Source organism: Paenibacillus lactis, assembly GCF_017873605.1.
Lineage (GTDB): Bacteria > Bacillota > Bacilli > Paenibacillales > Paenibacillaceae > Paenibacillus_AQ > Paenibacillus_AQ lactis.
This window is the reverse complement of record NZ_JAGGKI010000006.1, coordinates 106,226-127,160: the sequence shown is the minus strand read 5'-3', so window position 1 is coordinate 127,160 and position 20,935 is coordinate 106,226. Positions and strand designations below refer to the sequence as shown.

Sequence of the window (20,935 nt, the reverse complement as noted above, 5' to 3'; positions counted from 1 at the left end):
CATCGATGAGTGTGTCTGGATTTGACATGGCAATCATATGACTCTCACTGCTCCGATCTCGGGGATTTTCATCCGTATTCTTCGGCCATCCGTCATATTCTGTAAACCTCTCAATAAGGTAACCCAGCCTGCGCATTATCTCGGTCCAGACGCGGGCGACGCGTTTGCTGCTCCACGGAGCCTCATCTGCCGGCTCTGGATAAGCGGAACAGGCGAACCCGGGAAGTGAGGGTGCCACGATGTGTAACGCAATCCTTGGAGCTTCCCTTTTTGCTCAACTCTTTTTGTACGGGTTCCTTGATTCTTCGATGATCGTGATCTTTCATTTATACGGACCGAGGTCCGAATACCGGCGCTAACTTCGATGCAGAAAGCTGCTCGCTTAGCCCGAAATATTCGCAAAAATTCATGATCATCGGATTCCATTTCGAAGGATCGATATAGTTGGACTCTCCATCCATAAGAAGCCCTTCTTCGATATGCACTTTTTCAATGTAAACTTCCATGGCAACAAGCGAACTTGGTTCTTCAAAAGGGTGGACCTTCACAAGCCTGGCTTCCAGGTGGATGGGACATTCCTTGACGCGCGGTGCGTGAACGAGTTCGGACGGAAGTGGAGTTAGCCCGGCGATCCCAAACTTATCCGCCTCATGCTGATATCCCCTCTCGGCTTTAGATTCCGGCACAGGATTGCGACCGGTCAATAGCGTCAATTGATCGATTGCGGGAATCAAGTCAACCGACGGAAGATTCAGCACGCACTCGCGCTCACGGATCAGATTTTGAACGGTCTGGGATTTGCTGCTCATCCCAAGCATGCATGATTGATTGAGCCACCAGGCGGAAGACATTGGAGCCAGGTTGGGCGTGCCGTCTTCGTTGACCGTGCTGATCAATACGACCGAAGTGCCGAAGTATAGGATTTTGGGCTGGATTACTTTATGCATGACAGACACCCTCTCTCCACTATGATTTTTAAGTAATGTATCACGAGACCATTTATGGAAGATAGGGTTTTGGAATAAGACCGCAAGATCTCGAAATTGGACCGGGGATTCGCCACATCAACTAGAGAACAGCGGAACTTCCCCGCCCGGATACAAGGTCGAGCTGGACAGCCGTTTCGTCTGCGGCAAAGGAATACCCGAAGCAGGCTCGCTTAAATCTGCACTTTTGCTCGAATAGATAGACGCTGTTTCATCGCTGTAAATAATGACTTGCTCCATACCGCTTCCCCATAAGTCGGCATGGACGGCATATCCCTCGTCAGGAAACTCCGCGATTGCATTCATGTGACCGTCATACAAGGTGGGAAGGACCCCTCCACCGCGCCGATAAGCCAATATATAGTCCAGGGCTCCTTCCGCCCATCCGCGCAAAGGCTCGATAATCGTTAGCCAGCCTGGTGTTTTGCGGTCTTCTTTCCAAACCTCCCGGCCGCTGCCGTCGAGCAGGAATAAGGCGTCCTTGCCGACCAAACCCTTCCCGTCGTCCTCTCTCACAAGCCGGTCCAGCCCCGCAATTTGCAATCCAGGCAGGTCGCTTCGGAAGCGACCGAGCGCGATGTGCTGCGACTCGATGGAGCCTTCGTATCGCCATAGCTCCCTCCCGTTTCGGTCATACATGACCGTGACGCTGCCTCCGATCACGATCTCCGGGTCTCCGTCGCCGTTCACGTCGCCGATCCAAATGCAATCGGCATGGTCATCCAAATCGCGGCAGCTCCATAACGGCGTGCCGTCATGGTCCAACAAGGTATAACCGGCCATCACTTCATCATACCCGTCCCCGTCCAAATCGTAGACCCAAGGGAAGTGGCCCGGATTGCCCTCATGCGTCCATAGGATGTTGAAATGATGGTCCATTGCCCACATGCGGCGATAACGATCCTTTAGGATGATATCCCGCGTATGCGGGCTTCCCGTCAAATTCGCAACGATAATGCAGTCATGCGCCTCCGGATCCGGCAGCTCATGCGATGATCTGACGCTTCCGTCGTACCCGTTAATGACCAAGAGACGGTTCTCCATAACGCATAACACCTCTAAATGACCGTCTCCGTCGATATCGACAATTTGAGCGGGATAATCCGAGCCTTGACTGCCGGCGCCAGGATCCGGTTTGCCTGTTTGCCACAGCAGATTCCCCTCCAAATCGTACGCAGTGAGGCACTGCACCTGATGGGGAATGTAACGCACGTCCTGGCGGTTGTCGGGTTGAACGAGCAGCATCTCCATCCGGCCGTCTCCGTTTAAGTCGCCAAGCAGCATTTTACACCGCGGACCTGCTGCCCGAATATCCAGCCTCCCGATGAGCAAAGGATCAATTGCCTTCCCTTGGTTCATCCGATATCCCTCCTTTTGATGAATGATCATGAAAAATCCTCAAAAGCTCCCTCCAACTGCCATTTCGGCACTCCCGCTAAAGCTTGATCTGCTCTCCGCCTTTCACTTCGACAATCTGTCCATCCACGTCCAACCAAACGCTTAATGCTGACGGGTTATAGACGAAATCCAACGCGGCTGCAAACTTCAGTCCTTCGAATGCTTTCGTATAATCGACTAACTCGATGTTCGTGCAATACCAGATTTCCGGTTTACCTCCTACATAAGCGCAGAACTGTTCCATAAGTTCCCAATTTTGATCGTGATCGAATTCGTAGCTATGCCCCCATACGTTCATCAGATACAAGTACTGCTTTTTATGCAGGCTCATGAAGGTCTCGGCGTGCTTCATCAAATCACGATTATGATGACAGGTCGGCTGCCATTCCAGGAAATCGTCCGGCATTCCGAAATGCCCTGAACTCGCAACGACTCTCGCATATTCTATCCCGAGGCCCGGCAGCATCTCTTTAATTCTGCGGCTGTAAGAGCCGTTCGGATACGACATCCCTCGAACCGTATACCCTACGATACCCTCCAAAATGCGCCGGTCTTCCATGACTTCATGCACGATTTGCTCATTCGGACAGCGAGCGATCGTCGGATGGGTCAACGTATGCGCCGATACCTCGTGACCTTCATAAAGCGTTCTGACCTCTTCTGCCCCCACCCTGTCCGGCGTTCCGAGCAGCCCGGAATTGATATGAAAAGTTCCTTTGAGCCCATGCCGGTTCAAGATGTCCACCAGCCGCCGATCGGCAAATCGTCCGTCGTCATAACTCAATGTCAGGGCTTTGTGCCTCCCTCCAGGAAAGCACATCATAATTTTGGTCATCCTGTTTCCTCCTCATCGGATATGCTCCTCGTGAAGGATTATGCTTCCATTACGAGATATACTCCTCGTGAACGAAATATCCCCCTCGTAACGGGGGCCGATTACCTTCGCCTTGCGCGGGGAAGATACAATTGCGGAACAGGCACCATTCCCCAATCGATATCGGATGCAAAATAAAAGCTTGTATAACTTGGCTGGTTATATACGACATTCTGCCATGCAATTCCTGTCCGATATTGCGTATCATGCATCAACGTATACAATTTTCGGTCCGTTACTTCGGTGCTCAAGTAGATACGGATCGCCGAGCTATCCTTTGTTCGAACCAACAGCTCCTCTCTCCAATCTCCGAACACGTCCGCAACAAGGCATGGATTTCCCTTCGTACCGTTGTTGGAAACCGCGCCTTCTGCGGTAAGCAGCCTGCCTCGTTTCCAGTCGTCGATCGTAACCGGCTCGTCGAATCTGCCGTTGATGATCTGTGTGGTCATATCAGCCGACCATTTGATGCTCATGTTCGTGCCCGGTACCTGTGCCGCAATCCGTTCTCCCGTACATGTCATCAAGCCGAACGCTTCATCGCTTTCATAACCTTCGCTGCACCATGTTTGAAGGCCGCGATGATTCGGTTCAACCTGCCCGATCATTCCGCGCCCAACGTCATCGATTGCGAAGCCGCCGTATAACACCTCGCCGGTTGCCGCATCACGCAGCGTATATCCGTAGGGTCCCGATGCGCCGCTTTCATGGACCATAAATATCTCCAACCCTTGCCGATCCGGATCTATATTCGCTACATGAAGTGCATCGCCGTGACCCAGCTTGGAGATTGCGCCAGGCTCCTTGCTTTCCGGGGGCATTTCAGCCCGAGAGCTGTATAAAATCGTTCCGTCATGGTCGATGGTTGCCGCCCCGTATATAATTTCGTGGCAGCCATCTCCGTCCACATCTGCAACGCTTAATGAATGCGCGCCTTGTTTAGCGAGGCTGCCGAACTTCTCACTGCGGCCGTCCTCTAGACCAAGCGTATCATGAAAAGGGTTATTCATCGAAACCCAGCCGCTGTCGACGAACCACTTCTCCTTAAGGCGCTTTCCATCCCAGGAATAGGCTGCGACGGCGGCCCTGGTATAGTAGCCGCGGGCAAAGATCGCAAACGGTTGTTTGCCGTCCAAATAGGCTACGCCTGCCAGAAATCGGTCCACGCGATTACCGGGCTCGATGCGGTTCCAAGCATAATCCCCCCACATCAGACCGTCATCATGCCGCCCCGGCTTATAGGGGATCGTCTCCAATTCCTCGCCCGTATGCCCATAAAATACGGTTAAATATTCAGGCCCATCAAGAACGAATCCCTCGAATGACCGCAAATTGTTGCGGCCACTCCGACTGGGAGCATACACATCGAGGAAGTAATCGGCGAGCCGTTCCGCATCCCCCCTGGACAAAGGGTAATCGTAACGTTGCTCGATCCCAAAGCATTCTTCCAGCGTGGAGGGCCATCGTCCGGCCACCACCTCCTCATGGGAGTGCCAGCGCATGAACACTGAGACGATATGCTTATAGTAATCCTCGCTGCTCATTCGATAGTCGTCCGAATGGCTGTATCCGGCAGCGATATCCTCAGGCGGCATCGTTACATAAGTTTCGGTGGTGCTCTGACCTGCCTGATTGTACCGGATGACCTTCGTGCCGGGTGCGGTCTTAAACATGAGCTCGGCTCTCCCGTCTCCGTCAAAATCGTAGACCAGAAACTGCGTATAGTGGGCACCTGCCCGAATGTTCACGCCTAGGTCAATCCGGTATAGCAGCGTTCCGTCCAGCTTATAACAGTCGATATACACCTGTCCGGTGTAGCCGGAGTGCGATACATCTTTCGCGTTTGAAGGGTCCCATTTGACAAAAAACTCATACTCGCCGTCGCCATCTACATCCCCTACGCTCATGTCATTCGCCGAGTATGTAAAGGTTTGACCGGTCGGCGTTATGCCGTCAGCCGGTTTTTGCAAGGGTATTTCGTAGTACGGACCTTCCCACGGATTGACATCGGCACTTCGGTCGACCTCTTGACCGTCGACAACGGCACAAACATAGTAAACCGAGTCTGGCGTCCCGCCGGGATCCAAATAATTGGTGCTGTCGCAGACAACTGCGATCAAGCTGCCATCTCGATACAGGTTAAAATCAGTTCCGGTCAGTCCGTTACTGCTAAAGCCGCTCACTTCATTCCCGAGCAATCGCCAGCTGAGAAATACTCCTTCGGATGTGACAGCTGCAACCAGCCCGCGACCCAGGTATTCCAGCTGAACCTCGGACTGATTCCTTGTTTCATTTTTGTACTGATCATGGTCGGTTTTCATAATTAGGCCCCCTCTCAATTGATGATTTGCCTGCGGCATACACGGTTAGATTTGCATATTCACCAATCAACGGGGCCATCTGGCGGAAACCAACCTTGCCGCCGGCGAGTTGCGGTCCGTACGTCTGACCGTCGTCCTCCCATGAGAACACCGGCAGGTCGTTAACGGCAAACGTAATGCGGTTCTTATCCTTGACGATGAGCATCCGGTAAGGGCCAACCGCGTCCATGACGCCAGGGATGGGATCCGCCCCTTGAGCGACCAGATGGAAGCCGTAGCTTTTTCGCAAATTGCATGTGTGAAACATCCGTTCTTCCGTCCACTTCCTCCGAAAGTAAGAGATATGGAAGGCATTCATTTCGCCGTGATGGTACTGGTCGTATTCCCCCGTCCGGGGCTTGATCGAAGGATCGAATAAATCACGCCCCTCCGTTCCGGTTGCGCAAAAAAACATCATGGCCAAGCCCGGCTCGCGCACCGGCCAAAAATCCCAAGAAATTGCGGCGTCTGCCGGAAAATCCTCAAGACACCACAGCACGAAATTGGCGCGCTGTCCCTCCTTCTCATCCAAGATGCTCTCGAGTCGCATTCGCCCCATAGGAAACGTGACAGAGGCATTCCCTTCCAATCGAAAATCGGCGACATGCTCGGGATCGGCTAGCGGGTTCACGTATATCTCCCTCCAGCCTTCAGGAATAAGCGAGCTATCGGCCGGTGCCGGAACTCCTGATTCGGTTGATTGATGAGGTTTCATCTTAAGTAATGCTCCTTTCTTCCAGCCACGGGCGGATTGCCAACTATTTTGCAGGGCGGACGTGCCGATTACCAGGCTTCTTTATATCTTGGCTTGTTGCCGTTCCGATACCGTATGGCCCGGGAGTGCGTCCGGGATCAGTTCCAGGCTGATGATCGTGTTCAAAGACCACTGCGACGCCTCGTTCGTGTTCATCCAGTCAATCTCCTTCAGCTCGCCGGCGTAAGTAACGTCAGCCGAGTCTTTCTCCAGATCTGTTGTAGCAAAAGGATGTGACAGCAGCGTCGACCAGGCAAAATCGGCTGTACGTCTGTCCTTTCGGTACCAAGCGCCGTAAGCGACGAGGGCCAGTGTCAGGACAGGGTGCTCAAACCGCTTCGTGCTGATTGCACCGCCGGTAATTTGATCCTTTTCTTCTTGCGTGAGATTATAGAACACACCAAAATCAGCCATCATCTCATCCCACTGCTTATCCTTCAGCATGCCGGACAGCTCGAACCACACTTGCGGTGCGCCCATGCATAACGCCAGATGCCGTCCCCAGTTGTCGTCGCCCATCGACGTAAGCACGCCGGTTATCGGGTCGTAACCGTAAGTCGGACCGGAGATCAGACCGAAATTCGCCTGTTTGATACATTGAATGCCGGTCAGCAGTTTGTCACGGTAAAATGGATCCTCTTTACGCTCCCAGCGGGTCATCCAGTTGGAGCTGAAGGCCGCCCAATCGGGACCGACCCGGATATGCGTCTTATGCTCGTCCTTCGGAAAATAGGCGCGCATCGGGTCGATATGAACGGTTGTATAATCGGCGTCCTTGGCCACATCCATCATATCCCCGATTCGTTCGTCCCCCGTCAAATAATAATAATAGCGATGCAAGCCGGCCATGCTGATCCGGGCTTCCTTGCAGCCGCAGCCCCAATGGACGACGTTATGCCGGGAGCCGAGGCCTGCGTATTCACCGAAGTGGTAGACGTCAACCTCGCTTGTATGGCGCGTCATCGCCTCCGCCATCCGGAATATATCTTCGCGTCCCGAACGCAAAAACATCAGCCACAGCCACATGTTCGGGACCAGTTCGGTATTTTGCCACGCACAGCCGCCGAGATCATAATTCCAGACATGGCGGGCAGGGTCATAGCTGTGCATGAAATCGCCGTAATCCCAGAAGCCGTACCAGCGCCTCTGCTCTACCTCCCTTTGGTAAAAGGCGATGATCCCGTCCAGCTTCTCTTCGAGACGGGCCTTAATGGGCGTTCCCCGGTCCGGCAAGCTCCAGATGCCAAAAGCGCCCCGGCTCCGCAAATAAGCCGGCTCGCATACAAGCAGCGGCGGCGAATCGTTATAGCTCGCGTAGGCTTCCAGCTCAATCGGCGACGGCGTCGCCCCCCGGCACCAGATCGTCAGCTCGCTCGTATTGCCGACGCCGTAAGACGTTGCGCGCAGCTCTTCCGCGCCTTCGTAGGAAGACTCAACATGCGTGCTCGTATCGTAATGGCGCATGTCCATGGCGGGAGCTTCCGGCGACCAGAACCAGGCGGTCAGCTGGGCCTCGTCCGCCGTGAGACCGTGTGCCTCCATGCCGGAAGGATGCTTCTGCCAGAAATTGCGCATCGCAAGAGCCAGGCCGCCGCCTGGCCCGCCGACATACGCGACCCCGCGCCCTCTCCGGCCTTCGGCGGATTTGAGCCAGCTGCACCCTGCCTTGGTCCGCTTGGCCATCAGGTAATGGTCAGCTGAGAGCTGCGCCATTTTATAGCCGTCCCAGCACGCGGAATCGTCCAGCAGATTCATGAAGTATTCATCGGCCATGTCTTCATCGGGCAGCAATTCCCCATTGAGCTGACGCTTGAACAGCTCCAAATATTTGCCATGTGTACGCCGCGTATGGAGCGTCTTCGGCGATTCGCTTACAAAACCGCTGTCGCCCGCGAACCGGACGTGGCGGTTATAGAGCGGCCCGCGCATTGGCAGCCCGAAACGGATGCCGAGTCCCTTCACGAAATCCTGATTCGGATTGCCGTCATAAAAAAACGTATGCACGACCCGAAGCGACTCCAGTCCCGCGTAGGCGTACAGGCGAAGCGAAAATGGCAGCCATTCTCCGGTTCCATTGACGGCACGGTGACGCCCCGTCAGCTTAATGACCGCTCGGACCGGGCCTACTTGCTCCACCTTCGCCTCGTAAATCCGGGATTGATATCGCTCTTGCCGGATCGTTCGGCTGCCGGTCAGCTCGCTTACGCTCTCCTTGATGGCAATTAACTCGCCATAGGAGCTTATGCTGATACCGTTGTGTTGAACATCGGCGATCATACGGCTGCCTGTTTTCGGTACCCGAAAGGAAATGACGCCTGTGTCGATCGTAAAGTCGTTCTCCGTCTCATGCACCGACAGCGAAGCTGATGTTGGCAATAGCCCGGGTTCTGCCTTCACTACCGCGCACCCATCAGGAGCGCCAGCCGGAAAAGCGGCCGCATGCGCCGTCCATTTCACGCTGCCGTCCGGCCAATATGCAGTCGGCCAGCTCTGCAGCGCAGGTGCGGTGCCGCCTTCCATATGCAGCGACAGCCGCTCGTCCCGCGAAAGCTCCCCTTCCTTCCACGGCATCCCCCACGTCAACCCTGCCGGAATAGGCGTGGCTGCCTTTAACCAACGCAGTTGTACCCGCGTGTCGTTCATGGAATCATCTCCTAACGTTTTTGCTCACTTCCGACTTCTTCAACGCCCTTATTGTAGTGAGCTGAGGTTTTCCCGGCAATGACACTTTCTTGATGACCTCTTCCGGCCGAAATTGCACGATTTCTAAAAGATTGCACTTTATTGCACGCGAAGGCTAAACGAGCTTCTCACAGGCCCTTCGCTTCGCAACAAAGCCGGCAGCGTTCGCATGATGAACCACTGCCGGCTTCTTCCCCGATGTGTCTTTTACGCAGCTTGCTTCCTACTCCGCCCGGCTTAGCTCGCGGTAACGGGTGGGGGTCATGCCCTCAAGCTTTTTAAAGATCCGGTTAAAATAGCTGTGCCGATATCCGACCTGTTCAGCGACCGTGTTGATTTTCATCTCCGAATCCCGAAGAAGCTCCTTCGCTTTTTCCATGCGCAGCTCGGTCAAATAATCGATAAAGTTCTTGCCGGTCACCTGCTTGAAGGATTTGCTCAGGAAAAACGGGTTCGTGCCGATGTGATCGGCGCAATTGTCGAGCGAAATGTCGCGCATATAGTTTTGCTGCATATAGATCATGGCTTGCTCGATCAGCCGTTTGACCTGGCCATCCGTCCTGCTTGTTAGCTCCTTCATGAAAGGTGCGATCACCTTCATCTGGAACCATTCGCGGGCGCCTGCAGGCTCTTTGATCTGAGATAGCTGCTCATACAGGTTGGCGCCCTTAAACAGACGATTTGGCTGAATGCCGGATACAAGAATTGCATGCTGGACGGAACCCAGCAAATGAAGCATCCCCTGCTGGACGTCGATCGCTTTGGCCTCTTTCACGGACAACGCTTTCTGGAACTCGACGAGCAAGGCGTTGGCGTCCGCTTCCTGCCCGGTCCGTAGCGCCTGAAGAAACTCCCGTTCCAGCGTGAACGGGTACTGCGGTTCGGACGAATCCTCAAAGTCCAGCTGCTCCATCTCGATGATTTGGTTGTCGTTATCGAATTTGCGGAAGCTGGCCGCGTGCTTCACGCCCTCGAATGCGAGCGGTATGTCGCTAGCCCGGGTGACAGCCCGGCTGATCGCTACGGTCACCACCATGTTGAGCAGCCGGTTAATCGTCCGCGCAAGCTCTTCGCTGAATGCTTTGATCGTTTCCGCACAGGGCTCTCCTTCCGGCAAGATCAGCAGCACGCCCGATCCGAGATCGTGGAAATTGATCGTGCTGCTTTGCTCGAAATAGGAATCCGCCAGCTCTTCGATCATGTTGACGGACGCAAAGGTGACCAGTCCCTCGTCCCCAAACTTGAATTTTCCTTCCATGCTGGCGATTCCGGTAAGCTGTACGTACAGCACGACAAACTGCTTGCCCCGCACCTGCCATTTATACCGCTCCATCCGTGACCGAAGGTCCTCCTCGGTATATGCGTACAAATAGCCCTGAAGCAGCTGATGGAGAAAACTCTCCTTCACGTGCGGCAGCTGCTCGACCAGCTTGGCGTTCAGCTCCCGGCTTTCCCGGTTTAAATGCTGCCATTGCCGCTCGATCAGCGTGAACTCGTCCTCCCGGCTTCCGCCTATCAAGGAGGCACTAGGCAGCAAATCCATCATCAGCCGTTTGACGGGCGAATACATACGGTTCGATGCAAGCCAAGCAAGGAGCACCGCCAGGAAGAGAGCGCTCAGGCTGACCGTCAAAATGACTTTGGATATAAAGACAACCGGCGCCGTGATATTGGTGATCGGCGAGGCTGACACGTACAGCCAGCTGTCCATGATTCGTGCGAAATAACCGTATGTAACCGCGTAGGTTTTATCGTTCCATTCGTACAGGAACGAGCCTTCCGTGCTCCCGTTCAATTCGATCTCGCTCCTGACTGCCATAACAAACGTCGAGTCGATCGTACTCCCGTTGGCGGATACGTAGAGCTGCCCGGCCGGCTCCATCAGAAAGTTCTCGCCGTCGGTATAAGGCGTAATGGTCCGCAGCGCCTCCGCGACCTGATCGTTGTCCAAGCGGACGATCAGGGCACCGATCGGTTTGGGGCTGCCCCCGGGAACGAGATGCACAAACGTCAGTTCCCGTTTTCCCGGCTGATCAGGGTCAAGCGCCAGCTGTGTCCAATACGTCGTTTTTCCCGCGTCAAGGAGACGATCGTAAAGCGATATGACACTTCCGTCATGCAAAGCAGAGTATTCCGGATAAAACAATACCGGCTGACTTCCGCGCAAATAGAGGCTGACGTTGCGAATCATCGTATTGGAGCCCTGCATCACCAGCAGCGTATTCGTAATATCGCGGGTCTTCTCGAAATCGCGCACGAAGTCGCGATCGCTGAGCGAATAATCGAAGCTCGTATCGAACGCCCAATGCGCCAGCATCATTTCGAGATTGGACAGCTGTTTATTGAGATTCTGCGACCGCTGCTCAATCTGGTTATTATGGAGGTTCAACAGCTCCTTTTCCAGCTTTCCCCCCGCCATGGAGTACACGAGAACCCCTGTTATGATGCCGGGAATGCCGGCAACGAACAGGAACATGATCAAGGTTTTCCTGTAGAAGCTGCCGGATCTGCCGGATAAGCGGGCCAATAACGTCTTCCATCCATTCATCGTCAGCTCACCAACCATATCTAAAATTAGTTTTGCCTTCCCACGTCAGGCGGACCTTTGATCTTTCAGATATGTAAGCGTATTCAATAACCGCGAAATAAAACCGTTTCCTTTCATTAGCATAACGCGGACCTCCCCATAAAGCCTGCATGTTTTCAGGGTAATTTGTTCAAAAAACCGAGGAATCTCAAATAACTCCACATCGTGGAGTTCTGGATGCAAAGCGGTTACTCTCAAGTTTCGGGTAAGTTGAACGGTTACATTCTATTGCGAAAAAGAGGCCACGAGGCCTCTTTTTCGCTGGAGCGACACGACTATGGACTGCTTAGGATTTGGATGCCGCATACAGCTCGTTGATTTCCTTAACGTAATCGTCGCCGCCGGATTTTTTCCACAGTTCGATTGCGTCGCGCCAGCCCTGCTCGTCAATTTGGCCGACGATGAATTTAATGCGGGCGTCGTTAATAATATTTCCGAGCTGCTGCCCTTTTTGCGAGTATACTTCAGAAATGAACGGTTCCGCCGGATTGGCGACGATCGTTTCCCGGTTTTTCAGCTGAACCTCCGTTTGCTTCAAGCGAAGCGGGGTCTGGGCCACTTGCAGCCCCTTGCCTTCCGGAATGTAAGGCACCATCTGGTTAAGCCCTTCGACTTCCGATTCGAGCAGCACAGCGTCCGTGCTTCTTTCCAGCGTCTGATCATCGATCTTAGTATAATGCACGCCTTCAAGCCCGAAGCTGGTCAGCGTCTGTAATTCAGGCTCGTTCAGCTGGTCAAGGAATTTCAATATGCGGTCGACCTCCTCTTCAGTCTTCACGCTCGACTTCGGAATAGCCAAAAGACCGGCGAATCCGGAGGTAGGCAGGGTACGAATTTGTCCATCCGGACCGGCTACCGCTCCGAACACGTCCATGTAATGCTCTCTTGAGTCTTTGCCCGCAGCTGCATTCGCTGCTTTGATTTTGTCGTCGACTCGAGCCGCGCCGTCCACGACGTCGATAATGACGCCGGCCTGACCGTTAACGAGCGGATCGGTCCATTTCGCGGAGTCCATGACGGCAAAATCTTGGTTGACGAGCTTTTCGTCATACAGCTTTTTCATGAACTTCAGCGCTTCGAAGTATTCGTCGTATTCGAACTCCGGCACGAGCTGGCCGTCCTTTTCCCCCCAAACGTTAGGCGCACCGAACCACAGCTTGATCTGGTCGAAGCCCGCACCCCAACCGGCCGTCCATTTGACCATGACCAGACCATACGTGTCGTCCTTGCCGTTTCCATCCGGATCCTTCTCTTTGAACGCTTTCAGCATATCGTAAAATTCATCGATCGTTTTCGGCTCCTCCAGGCCGACGTTCTCCAGCCAATCCTTACGGTAATAAACGCCGTTACGGCCAAGCTCGCGCCCGCGATATACGCCGTACGTTCTGCCGTTGATCGAAGAGTTGTTCAGAATGATTTCGCTGGCCTGGCTAAGGTTCGGATAATTTTTGAGCTTGTCGGTCAAGTCCCAGAACGCCCCCGATTTCACCGCGCTAACGAAGCTTGGCCCCTTCGAGTCCGGCACGTAAATAATTTTCGGCAAATTGCCCGACGCGAGGGTAATGTTGAATTTATCAGCATACGAAGCGTTAGGCACCCATTCGAAATGAATGTCCGTGCCCGTCAGCTTCTCGAGCTCGGCCGCTACGGGACTATCATCCTTTGGATAGTTCGTTTTAAAAATCGGGAGCATAATGTTCAGATTATACGCTTCTTGCGAACCTGATGAAGCGCTTGCAGGCGGAGCTGCAGTCGAGCTGTTGGTTGAGTCCGTGCCCCCGCTGCTTTTGGTGGACGAGCAGCTGGCCAGCAATACGATGCACATCGTGCCTAGAATAAGAAATGTGGAAGCACGCTTCGCTTTCATTGTCTTTTTCTTCATTAAATAGCCTCCCTTTATCGTTAGAATCCTATTGCAAACCGCGCGAGCTCCAAGCAACCCCATCTTGCTGGTATAACTAACAGAGCCACGCGGATTCACACATTTGGAAAATAAAGCTCTACCCTTTCACGGAGCCAAGCAGGACGCCTTTGGCGAAATGCTTTTGCAGGAACGGGTACACGCACAGGATCGGGATCGTGCCGACAACGATCACAGCCATCTTGATCGATTGATCCGGCGGCTTCACAAAGTTAGGGTCCATCGAGTTCAGATCCCCTGCAGCCGCTTGCGATAGCAGAACGATCTGGCGCAGCATGACCTGCAGCGGCCATTTGTCCGGATCGTTGATATACAGCAGTGCCGAGAAGAAATCGTTCCAATGTCCGACGGCATAAAACAACGTAAATGTGGCGAGAACAGGCATCGACAGCGGCAGCACGATCCGCCACAAGAGGCCAAGCTCGGAGCAGCCGTCGATGCGGCCGGCCTCCTCGATCTCCTTCGGAATTTCCTGAAAAAAGTTTTTGACGATGATCAGGTTAAACGCGCTGATCGCCCCCGGCAGCATGAGTGCCCAGAGTGAATCCAGCAGCTGCAGCTCCTTGACGACGAGGTAAGTCGGGATCATGCCCCCGCCGAACAGCATGGAGAAGATGACGAGATTCAGCACCAGATTGCGGCCGTACAATCCTCTCTTTGCCAAGGAATAGGCCATCGTTACCGTAAAAAACAAATTGACGAGCGTGCCGATCACGGTCACGTACACGGAAACGCCAATGCTTTTCACAATCGTGCCTGTAGAAAAAATAAACTCGTAGGCATTTAACGTAAATGTTTTGGGTATGAAAAACACCGCCCTGGACGTCAGCTCCGCATCCGAGGCGAAGGAGCCCGCGATCACGTAAACGAAAGGGAGCACGGCAGCCAGCCCGAACATTGTGAGCACGATATAATTGACGGTGTCGAACGTGACGCCTGCCGCTGTTCTGTATTGCTTGGCCATGGATCATTTCCCCTTTCTTCTTAATAAAGCCCGGATTCGCCGAATTTTTTCGCCAGCCAGTTCGTGCCAAGCACAAGCGTTACGCCAACGACCGATTTAAACAGCCCGACGGCCGTGCTGTAGCTGAAGGCGCCTTGCGTGATCCCCATCGCGTAAACGTATGTGTCGAACACCTCGCCTACCGAGCGATTGAGCGGATTTAACATCAAATAAATTTGTTCGAAGCCGTTGTCCAGCACGCTGCCCATACGCAGAATCAGAAGAATTACGATGGTGCTGCGAATCGCTGGCAGTGTGATATGCCAGAGCTGCCTCCAGCGATTCGCCCCGTCGATCGTCGCGGCCTCGTATTGCTCCACGTCGACGGCCGACAGCGCCGCCAGGAAAATGATCGTTCCCCAGCCGCATTCCTTCCAGATCGTCTGCAAAATGATGACGGGACGGAACCATGACGGATCGGACAGAAACTGGATTTTCTCCCCCGTATATTGGTATAGCAGCTCGTTGACCGTGCCGCCCTCCGTGGTCAGGAACACGTACGTCAAACTCGCTACGATTACCATCGATATAAAATGCGGTACATAAATCATCGTTTGAATCGTCCGCTTAAAGAACGAAAGCCTTACCTCATTTAACAAGAGCGCCAATATAATCGGAGCGGGAAAAAAGAAAATGAGATTATAAAACGATAACAGCAGCGTATTGCGCAGCAGCATAAAAAACTCGGGGTTATTAAAAAACAGGCGGAAATGCTCGAAGCCCACCCATTCGCTCTTCAAAAAGCCGGTAAACGGCTGATAGTTTTGAAATGCCAGCAATACCCCCCACATCGGCACATATTTAAATACCAAAAAATAAAGCAAGCCTGGGAGCAGCAACAGGTAGAGCCATTTGTCCCTGCGCAGCCTTGCCGCGAAGCTCGTGCGGTAATCCGCCTGCTTGGACGTTTGCGGGAAGTCCCTTTGAGCCGTAGCTTGCTTCATCATCATCCACCTCCATATGTCGTTCATCGCCTCGCGAGCGGTGTGGCCTTATTATGCAGCAGCGCTTTCTTTTCCGGCAATGAGACATTTTTGAAGGCTGAAAGAGCCGTGGCGATCGGCATTCTTAAAGAAAGTGCAAAGTGTGCAAAAGAGTCAAAAGACTTCCGAACATAAAAAAGCTGGTAACCTTGACGAGGCCACCAGCTTCTCTAGCGCACGAAAGTGTTAGATCGCTTCATTTTCACTCGATAGAACCTGATGCTGTTCACTCATGGCTTGCCGCCGATCATGCAGCACCAATACAAGCATCATTCCCATCACGATGCCGAAGATGATCCCGGCCTGCGTGGTCAGCATCCGAAGCACCGGGTGCTCAGGTGAGAGCTGGGAATCCGTGCGAATCGCAGAGAAGAGATTATACGAAAATAACATGCCTGAAGATACCCATACGGCTGCCATCCGGGGGACAAACCGCCGTGATCTGCTGCGGGAAGTAAGGACAATTAATCCCCATGCTCCGGCGAAGGACCATGCGCCCGTGCTTAACGTCAGCAGATGCCACCACATGTCGCGCTCTTCCAATCTGGCCGGATCAATGCCGATCGTCCCTCCCGCCGCCCAGAATACCTTGATCATGCCAAGCAGGATACATCCTATGCCAACAAGTCTCCCCATGATTTGCTGCAGCCTCAAGGTATTCCCGGGCAATTGGCTATAATCCATCGAATTGCCGAAAGCCTCCGGCCAGCGTGACCTTGCATATCCTGCCATGGCGAGCGGAAGGCAAATGCTGACGCCAACCAGCGATAGCATAACGAATAATTGTTCCAAGGCCCATACGCCGGCGGCACCTGCCTCCTGATCCCGAAGCATGGCAGCCGGGCCCAGTACCGGAGCCAAGAGCAGCATAGGAACGAGCAGACCGGTACCTATCCATACAGGGATGGCAACCAGCCATGCAGGCAGACGCGCCCCCCAGGGCATGCTGAATGCTAATGCAAGCAGGATTCCGATCGCTGCTATTATGGCGGTAGCTGCGTTGATTGCTCGCCAACTGGTGTCGCCCATTTGTTCAGTCGGAATGAATAGCCCTAGCGTCCAAGCGATTTTAATCAGAAAATACGGCATCACCGATATGGCAGCTCCATAGCCATATCTGCGCCTCATGGTTGACCATTGTGAAACCTGCCTCTCTTTCAAAGCTGTTGTGCGATCATACCTCATGCTGGATCACTTACCTCCTTACACACGCTAATTGTGTATCCCATTCTATCTCCCGAATCGAAAAGTAAAGCGACCCCAAGGTTAAGATTAGGTTAATAATTGCATCATAAGGTTCACAGCGCTCTCGCATCATCGAGATGCATAAAAAAAGCTGCTTGCAAGTCATCACAAACGACTTATAAGCAGCTTCAATGTCAAAAAAGTCGGCATTCTTAAGGCTCTCTTAAGCAGGCCTTGTCTTCCGTACCCAATCTGTTAGCTATTTCGTTTCTTTCCAAATGGAAAACGTACACCCCGTGGAGCTGGATTCCATTTCCCACTGCATTCCCATCTCCTTGGTCATCAGCGAAACGATGGATAAACCAATACCGGCGCCTTTCTCAAGAGTCTTATTGCTTATTCCGGGACCTCTGTCTCTAATAATGAGAGTCTGCTTCTGACTTTTCTGACCATCCGTCATATGAACCGCGATGTACCGGCCCGCTCCGGCGTGACGCACCACGTTTTGAAACACATTGTCGAGAATCCGATGCAGCCACATGGGATCCGCAGCCCAGATCACCGGCTCGTCAGGGAGCTCGACCTGAACCTCGAAATCCTTTGCTTCAAATACAGGATACCATTCGGCCACTCGATTCCGGACCTCCTCCGTTATATCGACGGGCTGCATGCTTATGGGATACTTCCCTGCCGACAGCAGCGAATAGGACAGGAGATTATCCATCAGCTTATCGACTTCATTCAGCTTCCTTTCAATGATGGAAAGCGACGTTTGCCCATGGGAGGATTCCGGGTTATTGCGAACCGTATGGATATGCTGGCGGATGACGGTCAATGGGGTGCGAAGATCATGGGACACGTTTGAAATGAATTGCTTGCGCAAATCTTCCTCTTCCCGCTCCCGCTGTTGACTTTCCCTGAGTTCCCGCACCATGCGGTTAAAGGCTCCTTCGAGCTCTCCGATTTCGTCTTTTTTGCTAATCGTGACCTCATTCGGAATTTCATTCTTCCCGCTAACGCTCATCGCTGACTGCAGCTTGATCAGTCTTTTGCGAAGCTTAACGAAGAATAGCCAAGACAGCCCCACGAAGCAGAGACAAATTATGAAAAACAAAAGGATCAGCGGCAAATTTCCCGCGAGCGACATCTCTGCTGATAGGATATGGGATTCAGGGAGCCGCATGACCATAAACCCTTGCTTGGGATCGCCACCGATCAGCGAGGCTAAGGTAAACGATCCTGGTTTATGTCCTTGCATCTGAAGTGAGAGCACATCCTCATAATCCCACTGCGCTGGTGTATCATCCGAAAGGTCTTGGACCGCCTGCGTTTTGCCCGACGGATCAACCCAGAATATTTCGGCATCCGGAAACTCCTCATTCAACTCGGCCAAGCGGTTAAGGATCGTATCCCGATCCGTCCCGTTCAGCTTCATGGCCTCTTGCTGCCATATACGGGTGATTTCTTCCGGACGGTAAATCGGATGATTGCTAAGGAGATAGCCCGGAAAATAAAACATCGCGGGAATGACCGGCCAAAGCAGCATAGCGGTCATAATGAGGATCAGGTACTTTGTCATTAACGAGCCTCGGATTTTCATGCCCGCACCCGGTATCCGACGCCGCGGATGGTCTCGATAATTTGGGGAGAAGCCGGATCCTGTTCGATTTTCTCCCGCAAATGGCGAATATGGACCGTTAATGTTTTATCCCCCGCCAAATGCGGTTCGCCCCATATCGCTTCATAAATCTGCTTCTGCGTTAAAATGTGATTCAAATGGTCAAGGAAATACATAAAAATATGAAATTGCTTACCTGTCAGCACAATCTCATCCTTCGATTCCGTGTGCCATATCCGGTTACGATTCCGGTCGATCGTTAAATGACGGATCTGAAGAAGTTCCGGTTCCGAAACGCCCGTGCGTCTAAGAAGCACTTGAATGCGGGCCAGCAGCTCATCCGGATGGTATGGCTTCGTCATATAATCATCGGCAAAAGACAAGCCCGTAAGCTTATCCTCAATGGCCGTTCTCGCCGTTAGCATCATTATGGGCAGCTCTGGCCTCTGCCGCTTGATCCGTTGACCGACCGTAAAGCCATCCAAGCCCGGCAGCATTATGTCGACGATAACCAAATCACAGCGTTCTAATGCTTCCTCTACGTCATAACCGGATGTCTTCCATATGACCTCATAGCCGTGCCCGCTTAAAAAGTCTCTGGACCAGGCACCGATCTCCTGATCGTCTTCAATATACAAAATCGTGAATGTCTTCATTCATCTCGGACTCCTAAATAGTGGTATATGAGTAGTCTAGCATATCATGGCTGTAAGGGAATGAAGATTCGCTAGAATTTCCAGAAAACATAAAACCACTGATCCAGGATCAGCGGCTTATGTATATCATTTATCATTTCAATTGTTCATGAGCTCTTCCATGTCCTTATAGGACATAGCCTTAATCAAATCAGCTCGTTCAGACTGCTAGTATTCCTTACTTGCGCAAAGGTATCTTGTAAGGATGCCATAAATGTTTGATGAACGGTTTGGGCTGGGATCACGGTTCCGTCCCATTCTATATCCCTGGTCGCACATGCATCGCTCAGCAACAATACTTCATAGCCCAAGCGACTTGCGCTTCTCACGGTAGAATCAATACAGATGTGGCTCATCATGCCGCATACGACTAACCGCTTGGCCTGAATGGATTCAAGATGCTGCTGCAGTTCCGTTTGATAGAAGCTGTCAGGGGTATGTTTTACAATCACTTTTTCGTCTGACCGGGGAGCTACTGCTGCATGAATGTTAATCCCTTCCGTACCGGGAAGAAAGAATGTTGCGTGTTCATCTAGCAGGATGCACTGAATATGGACAATGGGTAAATTCTTTTCCCGGAACAGCGTCAATGCCTCTTGAGCGCGGGCAGCTGCTTCATCGGAATTGTACAGCTCATTTCTCCCTCCCTTGAAATAATCGTTCTGAATGTCGACAATTACTAAAGCTGTATTCATCGTTCATGTCTCCTTTACTCGTAGTAAAGGTATTATAATATCGGGAATTACCACCCGTGAATTACCCACTTTTTTGTGGGTATGGGATGCCTTTTCGATCGAGAAGCTCGGTTTGCCCAAGCTCCACCATATATTCAATTCCGATCTCTTGCATGATCAAGACCGCATCTAACAATCTTCTTCCGCGTGCAGTGAGATAGTACTCTACGTGCAGCGGATAACCTTCCGTTTTGATTTTATCCACGATTCCGCAAGATTGGAGCTCCCTTAAATGCTGCAGCAGCATTTTTTGGGTGATCTGGTCAATTTCACGCTCTAGCTGCGCTAAGGATGTGTTCCCGTTCTTCAGCTGATAAATGATCATGGTCTTCCATTTGCCTTTAATAATGTCATGGACAATCTCCAGCGGGCAGTTACATACTTCACGAATGATCATAAACTCACCTCTATGCATCATAGCCGGGTTTTCCGGTATTGTTCCGGCGTCATGCCGGTTGTTTTGGCAAAGGCTCGAAAGAGCTGGCTTGGGCTCGCAAATCCCACGCACTGCGGCTTGTAAAGTGCCGATCCGTGCTCGTCGATTATGCGTTTGAGCTCGGCTGTTTGCCGAGCCTCAACGAGACGATGTGATTGACTCCGATTTTCTTTGCCCGGTGGCTGGGAATTTCCCTGCGTTTGTATTCCTCGAAGCCTAATTTATTATAGAGCTTTATTGCTGCCATATTGGTATCGGCGACTTCTTCAATCAAGTAAACCTTATAAGATGTATGCTCAAGGATATGACGAATTAACTGCGTAGCAACGCCTTGCCCCCTGAATTCGGAAGCTGTCCCTACAAATTCGATGGAGCCTGCCCCAGATGAAGGATGAACAAATGGTGTTTCAAATTCTTTTTTTAGGAAAACGCCAGCCAATGTGCCTTTATACCAGCCTAAATGTTTGCGAAGCTCCTGTTTATCCAGTTTGACAGAAAGTGATGTTCCATTCGTGCAGGCAGCCATTCCGATCACTTGCCCCTTGTGTAATGCCACATAAAATTGATCCAGCACGAACATGTGGGCGAACGCTGCAGCAAGTTTTTTCGGATCCTTGGAGAAAAAACCTAGCCACTCCTTGAAGCCATCCGCAAATAGCTCCGATAATCCTGGCCTCACATCCAGCTCCGCTTGATCAGCCTTCACTACGGTTATCATG

At 52.3% G+C, this 20,935-nt stretch carries 17 protein-coding genes; all 17 read right to left on the bottom strand.

Annotation, left to right across the window (positions count from 1 at the left end; all coding sequences use genetic code 11):
• Positions 1–326 precede the first annotated feature (326 nt).
• Positions 327–947 (bottom strand): flavin reductase family protein, encoded by a 621-nt coding sequence (locus J2Z18_RS13475; RefSeq protein ID WP_007128243.1) that lies wholly within the window; start codon positions 945–947, stop codon positions 327–329.
• Positions 948–1,064: 117 nt separating this feature from the next.
• A complete protein-coding gene (locus J2Z18_RS13470; RefSeq protein ID WP_007128244.1) occupies positions 1,065–2,345 on the bottom strand; it encodes an FG-GAP-like repeat-containing protein in 1,281 nt (426 codons plus the stop codon).
• A 76-nt stretch (positions 2,346–2,421) separates the two neighbouring features.
• Positions 2,422–3,219, bottom strand: a complete 798-nt coding sequence (locus J2Z18_RS13465; RefSeq protein ID WP_007128245.1) for a polysaccharide deacetylase family protein — start codon at positions 3,217–3,219, stop codon at positions 2,422–2,424.
• Positions 3,220–3,320: 101 nt separating this feature from the next.
• Positions 3,321–5,579 (bottom strand): rhamnogalacturonan lyase, encoded by a 2,259-nt coding sequence (locus tag J2Z18_RS13460; RefSeq protein ID WP_007128246.1) that lies wholly within the window; start codon positions 5,577–5,579, stop codon positions 3,321–3,323.
• Positions 5,563–6,333 (bottom strand): DUF1961 family protein, encoded by a 771-nt coding sequence (locus J2Z18_RS13455; protein WP_007128247.1) that lies wholly within the window; start codon positions 6,331–6,333, stop codon positions 5,563–5,565. The genes J2Z18_RS13460 and J2Z18_RS13455 overlap by 17 nt, the downstream gene beginning before the upstream one ends.
• A gap of 81 nt (positions 6,334–6,414) precedes the next feature.
• Positions 6,415–9,015 (bottom strand): exo-rhamnogalacturonan lyase family protein, encoded by a 2,601-nt coding sequence (locus J2Z18_RS13450; RefSeq protein WP_007128248.1) that lies wholly within the window; start codon positions 9,013–9,015, stop codon positions 6,415–6,417.
• A gap of 262 nt (positions 9,016–9,277) precedes the next feature.
• Positions 9,278–11,602 (bottom strand): helix-turn-helix domain-containing protein, encoded by a 2,325-nt coding sequence (locus J2Z18_RS13445; protein WP_007128249.1) that lies wholly within the window; start codon positions 11,600–11,602, stop codon positions 9,278–9,280.
• Between the two features lie 325 nt (positions 11,603–11,927).
• Positions 11,928–13,523: an extracellular solute-binding protein gene (locus J2Z18_RS13440; RefSeq protein WP_007128250.1), complete on the bottom strand. Its 1,596-nt coding sequence runs from the start codon at positions 13,521–13,523 to the stop codon at positions 11,928–11,930.
• Positions 13,524–13,641: 118 nt separating this feature from the next.
• Positions 13,642–14,526, bottom strand: coding sequence for a carbohydrate ABC transporter permease (locus J2Z18_RS13435; protein ID WP_007128251.1), 885 nt, complete (start codon positions 14,524–14,526; stop codon positions 13,642–13,644).
• Positions 14,527–14,546: 20 nt separating this feature from the next.
• Entirely contained in the window at positions 14,547–15,509 is a 963-nt protein-coding gene (locus tag J2Z18_RS13430; RefSeq protein ID WP_028405132.1) for an ABC transporter permease, read from the bottom strand.
• A gap of 225 nt (positions 15,510–15,734) precedes the next feature.
• On the bottom strand, positions 15,735–16,733 hold the full coding sequence (locus J2Z18_RS13425) for a hypothetical protein (protein ID WP_007128253.1): 999 nt from the start codon (positions 16,731–16,733) through the stop codon (positions 15,735–15,737).
• Between the two features lie 259 nt (positions 16,734–16,992).
• Entirely contained in the window at positions 16,993–18,312 is a 1,320-nt protein-coding gene (locus tag J2Z18_RS13420) for a HAMP domain-containing sensor histidine kinase (RefSeq protein WP_007128254.1), read from the bottom strand.
• Between the two features lie 17 nt (positions 18,313–18,329).
• Complete coding sequence (locus J2Z18_RS13415; RefSeq protein ID WP_007128255.1) at positions 18,330–19,007, bottom strand: response regulator transcription factor; 678 nt, start codon at positions 19,005–19,007, stop codon at positions 18,330–18,332.
• Between the two features lie 185 nt (positions 19,008–19,192).
• The gene (locus J2Z18_RS13410) at positions 19,193–19,741 is read right to left on the bottom strand and encodes a cysteine hydrolase family protein (RefSeq protein WP_007128256.1); all 549 of its coding nucleotides are present in this window, start codon (positions 19,739–19,741) and stop codon (positions 19,193–19,195) included.
• 61 nt (positions 19,742–19,802) lie between these two features.
• Positions 19,803–20,177 (bottom strand): winged helix-turn-helix transcriptional regulator, encoded by a 375-nt coding sequence (locus J2Z18_RS13405; RefSeq protein WP_007128257.1) that lies wholly within the window; start codon positions 20,175–20,177, stop codon positions 19,803–19,805.
• A 17-nt stretch (positions 20,178–20,194) separates the two neighbouring features.
• Positions 20,195–20,284, bottom strand: a complete 90-nt coding sequence (locus tag J2Z18_RS31045; protein WP_167324083.1) for an AraC family transcriptional regulator — start codon at positions 20,282–20,284, stop codon at positions 20,195–20,197.
• Positions 20,285–20,322: 38 nt separating this feature from the next.
• Positions 20,323–20,934, bottom strand: coding sequence for a GNAT family N-acetyltransferase (locus tag J2Z18_RS13395; protein WP_007128258.1), 612 nt, complete (start codon positions 20,932–20,934; stop codon positions 20,323–20,325).
• Position 20,935 lies beyond the last annotated feature (1 nt).